This is a genomic window from Curtobacterium sp. NPDC090217, from assembly GCF_044746705.1.
In the GTDB taxonomy this organism is placed as follows: domain Bacteria; phylum Actinomycetota; class Actinomycetes; order Actinomycetales; family Microbacteriaceae; genus Curtobacterium.
Genome location: NZ_JBIVCR010000001.1, coordinates 498,105 through 512,571, shown reverse-complemented (window position 1 = coordinate 512,571; position 14,467 = coordinate 498,105). Strand labels below are relative to the sequence as shown.

Annotated in this window: 17 protein-coding genes and 1 pseudogene; 5 read left to right on the top strand and 13 right to left on the bottom strand. The window is 71.3% G+C overall.

Annotation, left to right across the window (positions count from 1 at the left end):
• Positions 1 to 55: 55 nt before the first annotated feature.
• Entirely contained in the window at positions 56 to 586 is a 531-nt protein-coding gene (locus ACIPJ2_RS02520) for an acyl-CoA thioesterase (RefSeq protein ID WP_402727410.1), read from the bottom strand.
• Between the two features lie 129 nt (positions 587 to 715).
• Here ACIPJ2_RS02520 and ACIPJ2_RS02515 point away from each other — a divergent pair, with 129 nt between their 5' ends.
• Positions 716 to 1,702 carry an aldo/keto reductase gene (locus ACIPJ2_RS02515; protein ID WP_402727409.1) on the top strand — a complete coding sequence of 329 codons (987 nt, stop codon included), beginning with the start codon at positions 716 to 718 and terminating at the stop codon, positions 1,700 to 1,702.
• 382 nt (positions 1,703 to 2,084) lie between these two features.
• Here the strand turns inward: ACIPJ2_RS02515 and pucL are convergent, their stop codons facing one another.
• The 5 genes and pseudogenes from pucL to ACIPJ2_RS02490 all read right to left on the bottom strand — a co-directional run bounded on the left by pucL (position 2,085) and on the right by ACIPJ2_RS02490 (position 5,422).
• Positions 2,085 to 2,990 carry a factor-independent urate hydroxylase gene (pucL, locus tag ACIPJ2_RS02510; protein ID WP_402727408.1) on the bottom strand — a complete coding sequence of 302 codons (906 nt, stop codon included), beginning with the start codon at positions 2,988 to 2,990 and terminating at the stop codon, positions 2,085 to 2,087.
• Positions 2,991 to 2,993: 3 nt separating this feature from the next.
• On the bottom strand, positions 2,994 to 3,332 hold the full coding sequence (gene uraH, locus ACIPJ2_RS02505; RefSeq protein ID WP_402728306.1) for a hydroxyisourate hydrolase: 339 nt from the start codon (positions 3,330 to 3,332) through the stop codon (positions 2,994 to 2,996).
• A pseudogene (uraD, locus tag ACIPJ2_RS02500) lies at positions 3,330 to 3,791 on the bottom strand (2-oxo-4-hydroxy-4-carboxy-5-ureidoimidazoline decarboxylase); the annotation flags it as partial. The pseudogene uraD and the gene uraH, both read right to left, overlap by 3 nt.
• Before the next feature lie 183 nt (positions 3,792 to 3,974).
• Positions 3,975 to 4,457, bottom strand: a complete 483-nt coding sequence (locus tag ACIPJ2_RS02495) for an FBP domain-containing protein (RefSeq protein WP_402727407.1) — start codon at positions 4,455 to 4,457, stop codon at positions 3,975 to 3,977.
• Between the two features lie 179 nt (positions 4,458 to 4,636).
• On the bottom strand, positions 4,637 to 5,422 hold the full coding sequence (locus ACIPJ2_RS02490) for a class I SAM-dependent methyltransferase (protein WP_402727406.1): 786 nt from the start codon (positions 5,420 to 5,422) through the stop codon (positions 4,637 to 4,639).
• 49 nt (positions 5,423 to 5,471) lie between these two features.
• On the opposite strand from ACIPJ2_RS02490, the gene ACIPJ2_RS02485 reads away from it, so the two are divergent.
• Positions 5,472 to 5,696: a hypothetical protein gene (locus tag ACIPJ2_RS02485; RefSeq protein WP_402727405.1), complete on the top strand. Its 225-nt coding sequence runs from the start codon at positions 5,472 to 5,474 to the stop codon at positions 5,694 to 5,696.
• Between the two features lie 22 nt (positions 5,697 to 5,718).
• On the opposite strand, the gene ACIPJ2_RS02480 is transcribed toward ACIPJ2_RS02485, so the two are convergent.
• Positions 5,719 to 6,624, bottom strand: coding sequence for a helix-turn-helix transcriptional regulator (locus ACIPJ2_RS02480; protein WP_402727404.1), 906 nt, complete (start codon positions 6,622 to 6,624; stop codon positions 5,719 to 5,721).
• A gap of 88 nt (positions 6,625 to 6,712) precedes the next feature.
• On the opposite strand from ACIPJ2_RS02480, the gene ACIPJ2_RS02475 reads away from it, so the two are divergent.
• Positions 6,713 to 7,543 (top strand): oxidoreductase, encoded by an 831-nt coding sequence (locus tag ACIPJ2_RS02475; protein WP_402727403.1) that lies wholly within the window; start codon positions 6,713 to 6,715, stop codon positions 7,541 to 7,543.
• 56 nt (positions 7,544 to 7,599) lie between these two features.
• Here the strand turns inward: ACIPJ2_RS02475 and ACIPJ2_RS02470 are convergent, their stop codons facing one another.
• From ACIPJ2_RS02470 to ACIPJ2_RS02455, 4 genes are all read right to left on the bottom strand, one after another.
• On the bottom strand, positions 7,600 to 8,877 hold the full coding sequence (locus tag ACIPJ2_RS02470) for a hemolysin family protein (protein WP_402727402.1): 1,278 nt from the start codon (positions 8,875 to 8,877) through the stop codon (positions 7,600 to 7,602).
• Between the two features lie 97 nt (positions 8,878 to 8,974).
• Positions 8,975 to 9,859, bottom strand: a complete 885-nt coding sequence (locus tag ACIPJ2_RS02465; protein WP_402727401.1) for a M23 family metallopeptidase — start codon at positions 9,857 to 9,859, stop codon at positions 8,975 to 8,977.
• Positions 9,860 to 9,911: 52 nt separating this feature from the next.
• The gene (locus ACIPJ2_RS02460) at positions 9,912 to 10,550 is read right to left on the bottom strand and encodes a TMEM175 family protein (protein WP_281266177.1); all 639 of its coding nucleotides are present in this window, start codon (positions 10,548 to 10,550) and stop codon (positions 9,912 to 9,914) included.
• A gap of 9 nt (positions 10,551 to 10,559) precedes the next feature.
• The gene (locus ACIPJ2_RS02455) at positions 10,560 to 11,045 is read right to left on the bottom strand and encodes a GNAT family N-acetyltransferase (protein WP_402727400.1); all 486 of its coding nucleotides are present in this window, start codon (positions 11,043 to 11,045) and stop codon (positions 10,560 to 10,562) included.
• Between the two features lie 63 nt (positions 11,046 to 11,108).
• Here ACIPJ2_RS02455 and ACIPJ2_RS02450 point away from each other — a divergent pair, with 63 nt between their 5' ends.
• Positions 11,109 to 11,726: a TetR/AcrR family transcriptional regulator gene (locus ACIPJ2_RS02450; protein ID WP_402727399.1), complete on the top strand. Its 618-nt coding sequence runs from the start codon at positions 11,109 to 11,111 to the stop codon at positions 11,724 to 11,726.
• 63 nt (positions 11,727 to 11,789) lie between these two features.
• A complete protein-coding gene (locus tag ACIPJ2_RS02445) occupies positions 11,790 to 12,284 on the top strand; it encodes a hypothetical protein (RefSeq protein ID WP_281266174.1) in 495 nt (164 codons plus the stop codon).
• Positions 12,285 to 12,364: 80 nt separating this feature from the next.
• Here ACIPJ2_RS02445 and ACIPJ2_RS02440 read toward each other — a convergent pair whose 3' ends face one another.
• Positions 12,365 to 14,065 (bottom strand): cation:proton antiporter, encoded by a 1,701-nt coding sequence (locus ACIPJ2_RS02440; RefSeq protein WP_402727398.1) that lies wholly within the window; start codon positions 14,063 to 14,065, stop codon positions 12,365 to 12,367.
• Positions 14,066 to 14,092: 27 nt separating this feature from the next.
• Complete coding sequence (locus tag ACIPJ2_RS02435; protein ID WP_402727397.1) at positions 14,093 to 14,458, bottom strand: hypothetical protein; 366 nt, start codon at positions 14,456 to 14,458, stop codon at positions 14,093 to 14,095.
• Between the last annotated feature and the right edge of the window lie 9 nt (positions 14,459 to 14,467).

The following is a 14,467-nucleotide window of genomic DNA, read 5'->3' as shown; positions in this document are numbered from 1 at the left end:
GCCCGCGCTCCCCTTCCTCGACCACGCTCCCCTTCCTCGACCACGCTCCCCTCGATCACGCGGCGGCGTCGCTGCTGATCCGGACAGCACCGGCCCACTCGTGCACCCACTCGGGCAGCGCGAGGTCGGACGGCGCCCCACCCACGGCGTCGAGGAGCTCCGACGGGGACACCGTCCCACCCGTCTTCCGGAGGAACCGCCCCTGCACGACGGCACGCGCGATGACCTTCCCCCGCCGGACGAACGTCTGCTCGAGGTACACCGACCGCTCGTCCACGCCGAGCACCCGCGTCACCAGCTCGAACCGCTGCCCGAGCGTCAGCGACCGCTTGTAGGTGATCGTCTGCGCCGCGACGACCGGGTACCACCCGCGGTCGGTCAGCGAACCCCAGAACCCCGACCGGATCATCAGGTCGAGCCGCCCGAGGTCGAGCATCGACAGGTACTTGCCGTTGTTCACGTGCCGCAGCGGATCGAGGTCGGTGAGGGTCACCCGGAACGGGGTCCGCGCCTCGTCCCAGAGCGACAGTCGCGGACCGGTGCGGGTCCGCAGGCGCAGGAGCAGCAGTCGGAAGTACAGGTTCACGCATCCGATCAGAGCAGACGAGCGCCGACCGGACCCGGACGTTGGAGGAACCGGACGAACCAGGGCCCGCCCGTGACCGGTACGACCGGTGCCTCCCTCCAACCGAGCCGCGCGGAGTAGACCGGGAGCATGCAGACACGGAAGCTCGGAGAACTCGAGGTCGGCGCGATCGGCCTCGGCACCATGGGGATGAGCGCCTTCTACTCGGGCGCCGGCACGGACGACGACGAGTCGATCCGCACCATCCACCGCGCACTCGACCTGGGCGTCACGCTCATCGACACCGCCGAGATGTACGGCCCGTACATCAACGAGGAGCTCGTCGCCCGCGCGATCGCGGACCGCCGCGACGACGTCGTCCTCGCCACGAAGTTCGGCATCATCACGCACACGCCCGGCGAGATCACGCCGAGCACCGAACGCGCGATCAGCTCGGACCCCGAGTCGGTGCGCATCGCGCTGGAGGGATCGCTCCAGCGCCTCGGCACCGACCACATCGACCTCTGGTACCAGCACCGCGTCGACCCGAACGTGCCGATCGAGGACGTCGTCGGCCAGCTCGCCGGCTTCGTGCAGGAGGGCAAGATCCGCCACATCGGCCTGTCGGAGGCCGGCGCCGAGACGATCCGGAAGGCGCACGCCGTCCACCCGATCACGGCGCTGCAGAGCGAGTACTCCCTGTGGACGCGCGACCCCGAGGACGGCGTGCTCGACACCCTCCGCGAGCTCGGCATCGGCCTGGTGCCGTACTCCCCGCTCGGCCGCGGGTTCCTGACGGGCGCGATCACGAAGCCGTCCGACCTCGACGCCGACGACTTCCGCCGCGTGAACCCGCGCTTCCAAGAGGAGGCGTTCGCCACGAACATGCGCATCGTCGACGAGGTGAAGACCGTCGCCACCGAGGCCGGCGCGACTCCCGCGCAGGTCGCCCTCGCGTGGCTCTTGGCCCAGGGCGACGACATCGTCCCGATCCCCGGCACGAAGCGGGTCTCGCGGCTCGAGGAGAACGTCGGCGCAGCCGACCTCACCCTCACCGCCGACCAGGTGGCGCGCCTGTCGGCGCTGCCCGCCCCGACCGGCGACCGCTACCCCGACATGTCGGGCATCGGCCGGTAACCCGGCCGTCTCCCGGACGGGAGGCTCGTGGCGACACCGCCACGAGCCTCCCGTCGGTTCCGGGGTGCGTTTCGGGCGGTGGGGCGCGTGACCCACGCGACCCACCGCCGTCATCTCGGCGAAACAGGGGCTGCATAGCGTCCGGAGGACAGGGAATCCGCCGACCGCGAGGGGGCATCAGGACGCTCTCGAAGGTGCGGTTCGACAACCGGAACGTGCTCGTGGTGGCGCTGCCCCTCGGCATCGGGAACCTGCTGCTCGGGTCGCGCTCGGTGGCCGGCTCCCGCGCTCCGCGAGGCGCCGCCGAACCCCCCGAGACGCCCGGTGTTTCGGCGGCGTCTCGGGGTTTCGACGGCGTCTCGGCGCGAAGGGGGCGTCCCCGTCAGATGAACGCGGGGAGGTGCTCCCACGCCGCGGGGGCGTCCTCGACACCGTCGCGCACGACCGTCCCCTCGATGAGCCCGTAGGGACGATCGGCAGCGATGAACACCTCGTTCTCGTTCGTCATGTCGAACGGCGACAGGTCCACGACGAAGTGGTGCTTGTTCGGCATCGCGAAGCGCACCTCGGCGAGTTCCGGTCGGAGCTCGATCGCCGCGCGGCCCATCTCGAACAGGGTCTGCTGCAGCGCGAGGGAGTGCACGGTCGCGAACTGCTCGAGCATGACCTCCACGACGGACGCGTACACCTCGTCGTAGTCGATCCCGGCCGACACCGCTTCCGGCAGGTAGCGCCAGCGCGCGGTGACCTCCGTCGCCATGATCCGGTCCGTGACCTCGGGCAGCGTCGTGAACCGCGTCCGCGGGAACCCGTGGAACTCCGAGCCGGTCGACTTCAGGACGACGAGGTCCTGCACCCCGCCGGTGACGTGCTGCTGCCCGTACGACACCTGCACGGTTGCGAGCCTGGTGCCCGAACCGGTCCGCCGGAACGAGTGGTCGTGCGGCTGCCCGTCGACGGTGATGCGCTCCCACGGGTGCACCTCCGCCTGCCAGAGCCCGCCGGTCACCCAGTCAAACTCAGTGGTGAAGTGCGAGGCGAGCAGCGCGAGGAAGTCCTCCGGTGCACCTACGCCGTACTCCTTGGCGAAGGCGAACACCGTGTTCTTCTGCGTGTCCGTCGCGATGATCGACGCGTTGTCACCGCTCGTGAAGGACTCGTCGAAGGCGCCGGTGAGCTGCGACGTCACCGTCAGGTCGGCGAGCTCGTGCCGGTCACCGTGACGGGTCACCCGCACCAGACGGTTCTCGGCCTTGCCGTACTTGTTCGGTCCCAGGTGGACGGTCATGGGTCAACTCCCTCGGTAGGTGCTGTAGGCGAAGGGGCTCAGCAGCAACGGAACGTGCAGGTGGTCGGTGCCCGCGACGGTGAACGCCACGGTCACGGACGGGTGGAACGTCGGGACGCCCGCGTCGGCGAACCAGGCGCCGGTCGCGAAGCGGAGTTCGTGGTCACCGCGTGCGAGCACGTCCGGTCCGAGGGCGGCACGGCCGTCGGCGTCCGTCGCCCCGGTCGCGACGACGTCCCCGGCGGGTCCGCGGAGCGTCAGCCCGACGCCGACGGCAGGCGTGCCGGTCGTCGCGTCGAGGACGTGCGTGGTCAGGTGCGCGACGCCGAACGTCGCGCGGATGCGGTGCACGGCGATGTCGGCCAACGCCCGGGCGGCTTCGTCCGTCTCGCGGGACGGCTCGTTCGACAGCCGTCGGGTCAGCTCCGCGAGCAGCTCCGACGGCGTCCGTCCGGCAGCGCGCACCAGGAACACGCGGCCGAACCGTTCCTCGTAGGCCGCGTTGCCGGAGGCGATCCGTGCGGCGATGTCCTCGTCCGCGGTGCGCATCGAGGACTGCTCCCGCGCCGAGGACGCGTCGGTCGCCCGCTCCCCGATGCGCGGGTGGTGCGCGAGTGCCGCGTCGAGCTCGGGCCCGCCCCAGTCCGCAGCGTCGGCGCGCGCACGGTCGATCAGTGCGGCGACGGAGCCGAACGGCCGGGCTGCGACGAGGGCGTCCACCCAATCGGGCACATCGGCCCACCCGCGGACGGTCGTGGCTGCGTCGAGGGCGGTCGCGTCGTTGAAATCGCCGAGGTCCATGCGGCAACGCTATGGAACGCGTGTTTCACGGGCATTTCCGTCCGGTGTCCCCTTGGTCGGCCGGCCGCCGCCCTGAAACGCGGCCGACGACGGACGGGAGGCTCGTGGCGGCCTGGCACCGTGCCTCCCGTCCGCCCTGTGGCAGTCCCAGACGCTGCGGCCGTCTCAGACGCTGTGGTCGCCTCAGACCTCGGCGGCGAAGCCCGCCGCGCGGAGCTGGAGGTCCTCGATCCGCTGGAGTCGAGCCGCCTCGACGTCGTAGCCCTCGTAGGCGGGCGGCGGCAGCTTCCGGACGTTGCGGGAGCACTGGAAGTCCTCGCAGACCAGGGTGCCGACGGTGTTGCCGTTCCGACCGGCCTTGCCCGACCGCTTCGCGCTGTAGAACACGACGTCGTTCGGGAGCTTCACGTCCTGGCACCACGTGCACTGCGCCCGGGAGTTCGGCGAGGCGTCGGCCTGGCGGAACAGGATGCCGACGAGTTCGCCGTCGAGGGTCGGCACGACGACGTACGCACGCCGACCGATCTTCGGGTCGCGCCAGCCGAGGTAGTCGAGATCGTCCCAGACGATGTCCTCGAAGTCGGTGGGCAGGGTGATGTCGCTCGTCTCCTTGCGGGAGGCGTTGACGAAGGACGCGCGGATGGTCTTCTCGCTGATGGGGAGCATGGTGAACCGTTTCGGTCGAGTCGCTCGGGGCGCGTGGATGCGCCGCACCGAGCGGGTGTTCTGGAGGAGGGTCGACGCCGTGTGCACGACGACGGTGGCCGCGTCCGACGGACACGACCGGGGGCGTCAGGCCCTGATGCCGGCGCTGTGGGCGCCGACGACCTCCTCGGAACGGTTGCTCATCCGACCAGTCTAGGAGCCGCTGTCAAGAGCACGAGCGAGCCGTCGTACGAGGGCTGGACGCGCAGGGCGCCGTGTCGGTCGTCCCACGCGCCGGTCTCGAGCGCGGTCCGGAGTGCGGCGACACTGCGGGCCGCGCTCATCTCGTCGACGAAGGACCACGCCGAGTTCGCCTTGCGGGCGCCTGGGTCGAGGAGCCGCTCTGGTCGGCCGTAGTACGCCTCGGAGAACCCGTCGACGCACGTGAAGGGGATCGGGATGCGGGTGGTCTCGACGTCGCCGCCGAGGGCGCTGGCGATGCGGTCGAGCGCTGGGTACCGACGGGCCTCGGTCGCCATCACGTCGGGGGCGTACTCGGCGAGCCAGTAGTCCTCGACGCGGTCGGGGTCGCACGTGAGCACGACGACCGGTCCCCGCGTCACACGGCGCACCTCGGCGAGGCCGCGTTCCAGGTCGGTCCACTGGTGCACGGAGAACGTCGTCATCGCGGCGTCGAAGGTGTCGTCCGCGAACGGCAGGTCCTCGGCGGTGGCGTCGATCGCCGTCGCGAACTCCGGGGGGCGCTGCGCCCGCATGGACTCCGACGGTTCCACAGCCGTGACGTCGCGGTCCCTGGGCTCGTACGAACCGGCTCCTGCGCCGACGTTGAGGACGGTGCGGGCATCGCCGAGGGCCTTCGCGATCGCCCGGGCGAACGTGGGCTCCGGGCGGCGGTACCTGCCGTACCCGGCGCCGATCGTGCCGTAGTCGGCGTCCCCCGCCGAGCCGTCCGCAGTCCTGGTCACGGGCTCAGCCTACGGCGGGGCGCGACGCGGGTGCCGATAGGGTCGACGCATGATCGACGGGGGCTACAGCATCGTGTTCATTCCGTACGTGCTCGTCGTGCTCGCACTCGCCGTGCTCACCGTGGCGCTCATCGTGCTCGTGTTCGCTGCGATCCGGGTGCTGCGGCTGTCGGCGCAGGAGCGTGAGCTGCGCATCGAGCGTCTGAAGTACCCGGCGCTGTTCGACGGCGACGACGATGACGATGCACCGTCGTCGTCTGGTCCTTCCGCGTAGCGGACGGCGACCAGCGCCCGCGTCAGTCGATCGACTCGGACTCGGACTCGCGCAGGGCGGCGTACTGCTCCGCCCGCTCCGTCGCGGCCCAGGTGCCGAGCAGCGCCAGCGAGCGCTCGGACGGCGAACCGGGCTCCGCGCTGTACGTGAACATCGTCAGGCCGGGGTCGGCGACGAGCTCGAGTGCCTCGTAGTCGAGTTCGAGGGCACCGACGACGGGGTGGTCGATCCGTTTCTTGCCGGTCCGGTGCATGCGGACGTCGTGCTCGGCCCACCACGTGCGGAACTCCTCGCTGCGGGTGGAGAGCTCCCCGACGAGCGTCACGAGCCCCGGCTCGCACGGGTTCGCCACCGCTGCCGCACGGAGGATCGCGACCGAGTCCCGCGCCGTCCGCGCCCAGTCCATGAAGAACGTCCGGGCTGCCGGGTCGAGGAAGGTGAAGCGCGCGGAGTTCACCGGGCGACCGGGTCCGGCGAACATCGGCGCGTACAGGGCCCGGCCGAGCTCGTTCGCCGCGAGGACGTCCCCGCGCTCGTTCCGGACCCACGCCGGCGCACCCGTGATCGCGTCGAGGAGTCGCTGCACGCCCGGTCGGATCCGGGTCGGCATCGTCTTGTGCATGGTCTTCACGCCGGAGTTGGCGAGCCGGGCGAGGTCCCACAGGTGCGTCCGCTCGTCCTCGTCGAGCTGCAGCGCCCGCGAGAGGCCGTCGAGCACGCTGTCCGAGACACCCTTGAGCGAGCCCCGTTCGAGCCGCGTGTAGTAGTCCACGCTGACCCCGGCCAGCATCGCGACCTCGTGCCGCCGCAGCCCGGGCACCCGACGGACCCCACCGCCGAACGAGGGCATGCCAGCCTGGTCCGGAGTGATCCGCGCCCGCCGTGAGGACAGGAAGTCGCGGATCTCACTGCGCACGTCGATACCCATGGCGAGAAGGGTACGTGCTGCACCCGGGAGCGAGGCAGGTACCAGCGGAACCCGTCTCGGACCCCCGTTGCGCGCCAGCATGGGCGACATGACCGACACCACATGGTTCATCACCGGCTGCTCCACCGGACTCGGGCGGGCCTTTGCCGAGGCGGTCCTCGCCGCCGGCGGGTCCGTCGTCGTCACCGCACGGGACGCCGCACGCGTGCAGGACATCGCCGACACCGCACCCGACCGCGCCCTCGCCCTGTCGCTCGACGTCACCGACCCGTCCGCCGTGACCGCAGCGGTCGCCGCTGCCGAGGAGCGGTTCGGCCGGGTCGACGTGCTCGTGAACAACGCCGGGTACGGGTACCGCGCCGCCGTCGAGGAGGGCGAGCCGGAGGCCGTCCAGCGCCTGTTCGACACCCACGTCTTCGGGCCGACCCGGCTCGTCCAGGCCGTGCTGCCCGGCATGCGGACGCGCGGGACCGGCACGATCGTGAACATCTCGTCGATCGGCGCGCGGATCTCCCCCGCGGGCTCAGGCTTCTACTCCGCGGTCAAGGCCGCGACCGAGGCCCTGTCCGCGTCGCTCCGGAAAGAGGTCCAGCCGCTCGGCATCGACGTCATGGTCGTGGAGCCGGGAGCGTTCCGGACCGACTTCGCCGGGCGGTCCCTGACGCAGTCCGCCACGCCGATCGAGGCCTACGCGGACACCGCCGGGAAGCGCCGCATCGAGCACGACACGGTGCACGGGACGCAGCCGGGCGATCCGGCGAAGGCAGCGCAGGCGCTGATCACCGCGGTCGAGGCTGACGAGACCCCGTACATGCTGCTGCTCGGCAACGACGCGTCCGACGGTTTCCGCGCGGCGCTCGACGCGCTGCGCGCCGAGGTGGACGCGTGGGAGTCGGTGAGCCGGGGCACCGACTTCTGACTTGTGGACCGTCGGACTGGAGGCTCGGTGTCGGCTGGCACCGGGCCTCCCGTCCGTCAGCTGGTCGCGTCCTGTCTGCTGGCCGGCTGCTGCTCGATCGTGACCCGGGCGACGCGGTGACCGTCCATGGCGGTCACCGCGAGGCGGTGCTCCCCCACCTCGACGACGTCGCCCACCTGTGGGACGCGGTCCAGGTGGACCTGGACCAGGCCGCCGACCGTCTCGTAGTCGCCGTCAGGCAGGACCGGGCCACCGTCAGCGGCGAGGTCCTCCAGCACGGTCGATCCCTCCACGCCGTCGCTGACGGAGACGGGTTCGTCGTACTCGTCGCGGATGCGGCCGACGAGGTCCTCGAGCAGCGCTTCGAGCGTGACCATGCCGGCGCTGCCGCCGTACTCGTCGACGACCAACGCGATCTGCTGCCCGCCGGTGCGGAGTTCGGCGATCGTGCTCGACAGGGACTTGGTCTCGGGGAACGCGACGAGCGGGCGCGCGATCGTGTGCACCGGGGCGCTCGCGTCCGCTGGCCGGAGGAGGTCGCGGAGGTGCACGAACCCCGCCACGTCGTCTCGCGAGCCCGCGGTGACGAGGTACCGGGTGTGGCCGAGGTCGAGCGCGAGGTCGGTGGCCTCGGCGATGCTCTGCCCGGCGTCGAGTGTCGCGACGTCGTACCACGGGCGCATCGACTCCCGGAGGATCCGGCCCTGGGCGTCGAGTGCGCTGCGGGCGATCCGGCGGCCCTGCTCGTCGATGGCGTCGTGCTCGGAGACCAGGCCGCGGAGCTCCTCGGTGCTCATCGACTCACTCCGGGCGTTCGGGTCGCCGCCGAGCAGCCGCACCACGGCGTCGGTGCTCTTCGACAGGACCCAGATCGCCGGGCGCATCAGCGTCGCGAAGCGGTCGAGCGTCGGCGCGACGAGCATCGAGAAGCCCTCGGCACGCTGCAGTGCCAGGCGTTTCGGGACGAGTTCGCCGAAGACGAGCGACAGGTAGGCGATCACGAGGGTCATCGCGACGAGGGCGACCGTCTCGGCGGTGCCCTGCGCGAGACCGAGGCCCTGGAACAGCGGAGCGACGTCTGGGGCGATCGAGGACGCACCGTACGCGGCGGAGAAGAACCCCGCGACGGTCACGCCGATCTGCACCGCGGAGAGGAAGCGGTTCGGGTCACGGCCGAGTGCTGCGACCCTGGCGCCCCTGCTGCCGCGGTGCTCCAGCTGCTGGAGCTGCGACTCGCGGAGCGAGACGAGCGCGATCTCCGCGGCGGCGAACACCCCGCCGACGAGGACGAAGAGCACGACCAGCCCGAAGGCGATCCAGGTGTCGGCGCCCATCAGCGGGGCCCGGGACTGTGGGAGTCATCCATGCCTGTGATCTTGCACAGGTCCGCTGGGATTCCCGCCACAGCGGGCTGCGAATGTGGACGGATCCCTAGAGCGAGCGCCCTGTGTGGGACTCGATCCAGGCGCGGGGGTCCACTGGCAGCGTTCCGTCCATCAGGACCTCGAGGTGCAGGTGCGCACCGGTCGAGACACCCGACGAGCCGACCAAGCCGACGAACTGCCCGGCCGTGACCTCGTCCCCCACCTTGAGCGGCGACGACCCCGGGATCATGTGGCCGTAGAGCGTGGAGACCTCGCGGCCGTCGACCACGTGGTCGATGATGACCGCGTTGCCGTACGAGAAGTACGTGCCGGAGACCCGGACGGTCCCCGCCGCGACCGCGCCGATCGGTGCGCCCATGCCGGGGTTGAAGTCGAGGCCCTGGTGGAGCGACGAGCACGCGCCGCAGGGAGCGGAGCGGTACCCGAAGCCCGAGCTCATCCTGACCGGCTTCGGGAACGGGGAACGGACGTCGCCGCCGAAGGTGACCTCGGCGCCGGCGGTCGCGCCGCCGCTGCCGCCGACGGTGAAGCCGTCGCGGTTCGTGGTCGCCGTGGCGACGGCCTGGGTGACGGCGAAGTCCTGGGTGCTGACCGTGGGTGCGAGCGTGGTGGTCGCGGTCGACGTCGTCGGGCTCGCGTGTGCGGGCATCGCGGACGCGGCGAACATCACGAAGGCGGCGAGGGCACTCGTCACGGTGAGGCGACTGGTGCGCTGCTTCGTGGTGAGCGGTGGCTTCGTGGTGGCGACACTGCGGCGGGGGACGCGGGTGAAGCGGGAGGTCGGCTTCACGGGCTTGGCGGGTCTCACGGGCTTCGCGGGTCTCACGGGCTTCGCCTTGGCGGCGGCGCGCTCGGCCTCGAGGGCAGCGCGACGAGATGTGTGCACCACCGGGGTGCCGGGGTGCTGGTCTGCGTCGCGGAGAGTCGTCATGGCCGCAGACCATTCTGCACGAACCTGTCCGGTTGTACAGCCCCCCTCGGCGTCACGTGTCGTGCTGCGACGTCTTCTCGCGGGCGCTGTACCGCCGCTCCAGCCACGTCGAGACCCACCCGGCCGGCACCAGGATGAAGAGCCAGAACGGACCGGGCGCCGGCAGGATCGTGGCGCCCACGAGCGCGACGATCAGCGCGACGAAGGTCACGGTGCCGTCGATCGGGTGCAGCATCTGCCGACCACCGGGCCGGATGAGTTCGGGGTCGCGCCAGACGGCCCACTGCATCACGGACATGCTGAGGCTCGACAGGGCGATGGTGCCGATGTAGAACGCGTTCACCCCGGCGTCCTCGGCCTCGTGGGCGATGAGGTTCGACGAGAACGGCAGGAAGGCGATGCTCGCGAGCCAGACGAAGTTCACCCGCAGCACCAGGGTCGAGTACGACTGCGTCGCCTCGAACAGCCGGTGGTGCGACAGCCACAGCCGCGAGATGACGACGAAGCTCACGATGAAGGCGATGACCGTGCCGATGTTGTCCGACAGCAGGTCGCCGAGTGACTTCTCGTCGATCTCGCCCGCGACATCGACCAGCGGCAGGAGCAGCAGGGTGATCGCGATCGCGACGGTCGCGTCGGAGAAGTTGACGAGCCGGTCGAGGCCCCGTTCCGTCCGCAGCATCCGCGCCATGGCGCCAGCCTAGGGCTCCAGGACCCGCTCGTAGCAGACCGAGAGGTCGGAGTCGGCGTAGTGGCCGTAGCGCGGGATCGCGGTGTACCCCTCGCGCTCGTAGAACCGCATCGCGTCGGGCTGCATCGTCCCGGTCTCGAGGACGACCCGTTCGGCGCCGAGTCGCGCCGCGTGCCGTTCGAGTTCCCGGAGTACGGCGGCGGCGACACCGGACCCCCGGGCCGCCGGGGCGACGTACATCCGCTTGACCTCGACCGCGGTGCCGTCGAAGAGCGCTGGTCCGAGGGGGCGCAGCCCGCCGCAGGCGATCGGGGTGCCCGTCGTCGGGGTGTCCATCGTTCTCGCGACGAGGAACACGGGGACGTCGACCGCACTCGGCACGGTCCCCGGCTCGTGGTCGTCCGATCCGTACCGCGAGTCGAGTTCGACGCGCTGCGCAGCGCGCAGGGCGGCCGCGTCCTCGTCGTCGAAGGGAACGAGGTCGATGGTCCACATGGCGTCTCCCGGCGGTGTCGTATCCGTATCGATCGTTACGGTAACAGATGTTACGGTTGGTGCATGCCGCGAACTCGGGACGTCGATGCGCAGCGCACGGACCTGTCCGAAGCGGTCTGGCAGGTCCTCGCCGACCGCGGTGTACCGGGCCTGACCCTCCGCGCGGTCGCCGAACGCGCCGGGTGCACGACGGGCCTCGTGCTGCACACCTTCCGGGACAAACGCGCGTTGCTCCTGCACGCCAGGGACCTGCTCCACGAGCGGACACGAACCCGGATGGACGCCAGCGAACGCTCCGCCACCGGACCGGCGGAGGCGCTCCGCGCGATCGTGCTCGATGCCCTGCCCGTCGACGAGCAGCGGCTCGCGAACTCGCGCGTCTGGATCGGTTTCCTCGCCGCAGCGCTCGCCGACCAGACGCTCGCCGAACGGCACGCGGCGCACAACGCCGCGTTCCGGGAACGGCTCACCGGACTCCTCCACCGGGCAGCGCCGTCGGCGATCGACACGGCAGCAAGGGTGGGCGCACTCGCCGGTGCGGTCGAGGGGATCTCGGCGCTCGCCGCGGCCGATCCGGAGTCGTGGCCCGTCGCAGCGCAGGTCTCGGCGGTCGAGGTCGTCCTGCGGGCGGCGATGTCCGACGAGTCGAGCAGCCTCGGGGCCGTCCTGGGAGACGACTGATCCGGGCGGCGTGTCCCTCGGCGCTTCAGTAGGGTCCGAGGAGAGCGAGCGGAAGGACCCCTCATGGCCCGATCGTCGCGAGAGCGGCACGAACCAGTCGATCTCCGGACGGCGGACGTCGTGCTGGCGGGCACCCAAGAGCTCCTCCCGGTGCTCAGGGTCGCCGCGGTCCGTGCCGGGGTGGACGCCAGGCGGATGCGGGTGATCGGGGTCGACGACCTGCCGGAGCCGGAGGGCTCGGGGGCGGCGGAGCTGGCCGTCATCGCGATCCGGCGTCCTGGCGACGACCCGGCGTTCCACCGTGCGCAAGAGGCGGCCGAGCGCATCGACCCGCTGCTCGCGCCCAACGCGGTCCGCATCGTCGTCACGGTGTCCGGGCTCACGCGGCTGGCGCCCAAGCTCGAACGGACGCTCACCGCCGAGGTGCTCCACCAGATCGGTTCGGCATCGGCGCCGAACGCCTTCAAGGCGCCGTTCCGGAACCTCCGCATGCGCCTGGGGCTCGCCGCGCTGCAGACGGCCGGCGTCCGGGTGTTCCGCATCACGATCGGGCACTGACGCATCATGATCGGGCACTGACGCATCACGGTCGGGCGCTGACGCTTCACGGTCGGGTGCTGAGCGGGCCCGACGCGCGGTCAGCCCGTCGGGCCGCCCCGGAGTTCGAGGGCGATCTGCTCCGCGTCGAGGTTCCGCAGCACCGACTCGAGCACCTCGGCATCGAACACACCGTCGTCACGGGCGTCGAGCAACGCGGAACGCTGTGCATCGAGCACCTGCAGCCGTCGGACCTTCTCTCGTCCGAACCACGCGCGGAGCTCGGCGGGGTCGGTCGCCTCGAGTTCTTCGCGGGTCCGTGGTGTGAGTTCGTTCGAGTCGTCAGCCCGCACCGACTCGGCGGCCGTCCGCATCACGGCCATCAGGCGGCCGCGTTCCTCGGCATCCCCACTCGAGGCGTCGGCCGTCGGCGGGCTGATCCTCCGCAGCAGCGGGCCGATCGTGCCGCCCTGGATCAGCAGCGAGAACCCGGCCACGGCGAACGCGATGAACACCAGCAGGGACCGCTGCGGGGTGGTGCCGTGCGGCAGCGTCTGCGCTGCCGCGACGGTGACCGCACCACGCATGCCGGCCCACACGACCGCCGTGCCCTCGCGCCACCCCATCGGCGCCTTCGTGAAGTACTGGATGTCCGCGAGCATCCGGCGGACCCGGGTTCCGAAGCGCTCGAGGTCGCGTTCGGACGGTGCGCGGTTGCCGAACCGGTGGTCGGTCAGCGCCTGCGTCGTGGACTGCGTGTCCGCGTTCTGGAACCCCTGCAGGCGCTCCTGCATCCGTGCGCCGCGCCGGGCGCTCTTGGACAGCCCGAACAGCAGCGGGACGACGTACGCCGTGCGGACGAGGATCGTGAGCACGAGCGCCCCGACGGCGATGAGCAGCGCCGGACCGATCCCGGCGTGGTCGGACTGCACGTCCGAGACGATCGAGGCGAGCTCGAGACCCATCACCAGGAACACCGCGCCTTCGAGCACGAACTCGACGGTGCCCCAGTTCTGAGCGTCTGACAGTCGGTGGTTCGGCGGCAGCACCCGTGGCGCCCGGATGCCCGTGACCAGCCCGGCGACCACGGCGGCGACCAGTCCGGACGCTCCGACGTGCTCGGCCGGGATCGACGCGACGAACGGCACCGCGAACGACAGCGCGGTGTTGACGGTCGGGTTCGTGATGCGCGACCGGACCCGCAGGTTCAGCCAGCCGACGACGAGCCCGATCGCCACCGCGACGGCGACCGCGAACGCGAAGTCCCCGACGGCACCCCAGAACGAGAACGACGCGGCACCGGCGACGATCGCGGTCCGGAGGAGCACGAGCGCCGTGGCGTCGTTGAGCAGGGACTCGCCGTCGAGGATCGCGATGACACGACGGGACACCGAGGTCTGCTTGACGATCGACGTGGCGACGGCGTCCGTCGGGCTGACGATCGCGCCGAGGGCGATGCCCCAGGCGAGCCCGAGCCCCGGGATGACCCACGCGAAGAAGAGTCCGAGCACGAGCGAGCTCGCGACGACGAGCACGACCGACAGGCCGCTGATCGCACCGAACTCGCGCCGGAAGTTCATCGTCGGCATGGACACCGCCGACGAGTACAGCAGTGGCGGCAGGACCCCGGCGAGGATCCACTCCGGGTCGATCTCGGCGTTCGGGATCCACGGCACCAGGCTCGCGACGATGCCCACCGCGACCAGGACGAGCGGCGCGGCGATGCCGATGCGCGGGCCGAGCACGGCGGCGGCCGCGATGACCAGCAGGGCGATCACGCCCACGACGAGGAGTTCTGTCACTCCCCCAGCGTGGCACCGTTCGGCGGGTCAGTCTCCGTCGTGTCCCGGTTCGTGGACGGAAGCGGCGTTCACCGCATGGTGTGGAGGAGCCACGACGTCCACGATCGCGATGCTCCCGGCGATGAGCGTCAGTGCGAGCGCTCCCGCCGTGCACGCCGTCCCGATGCGGCGCAGGCGGGACGCGGATCCGCGGTTCCGCGGCGCGAACACCGCGAGACCGCGGGCGGGTTCGGGGCCGACGAGCCACGGGCCGCTGCCGTCGGCGTCGTAGGAGAAGGGGCCGGATCCGTCCGGTGCGTAGCGGAACGGACCGCTGCCGTCCGAGGCGTACGCGGAGCGGAGGTCCTCGGCGGTCCACCCGAAGTCCTCGGGGCGGCGACGTGCAGTGGACATGGTGTGCTC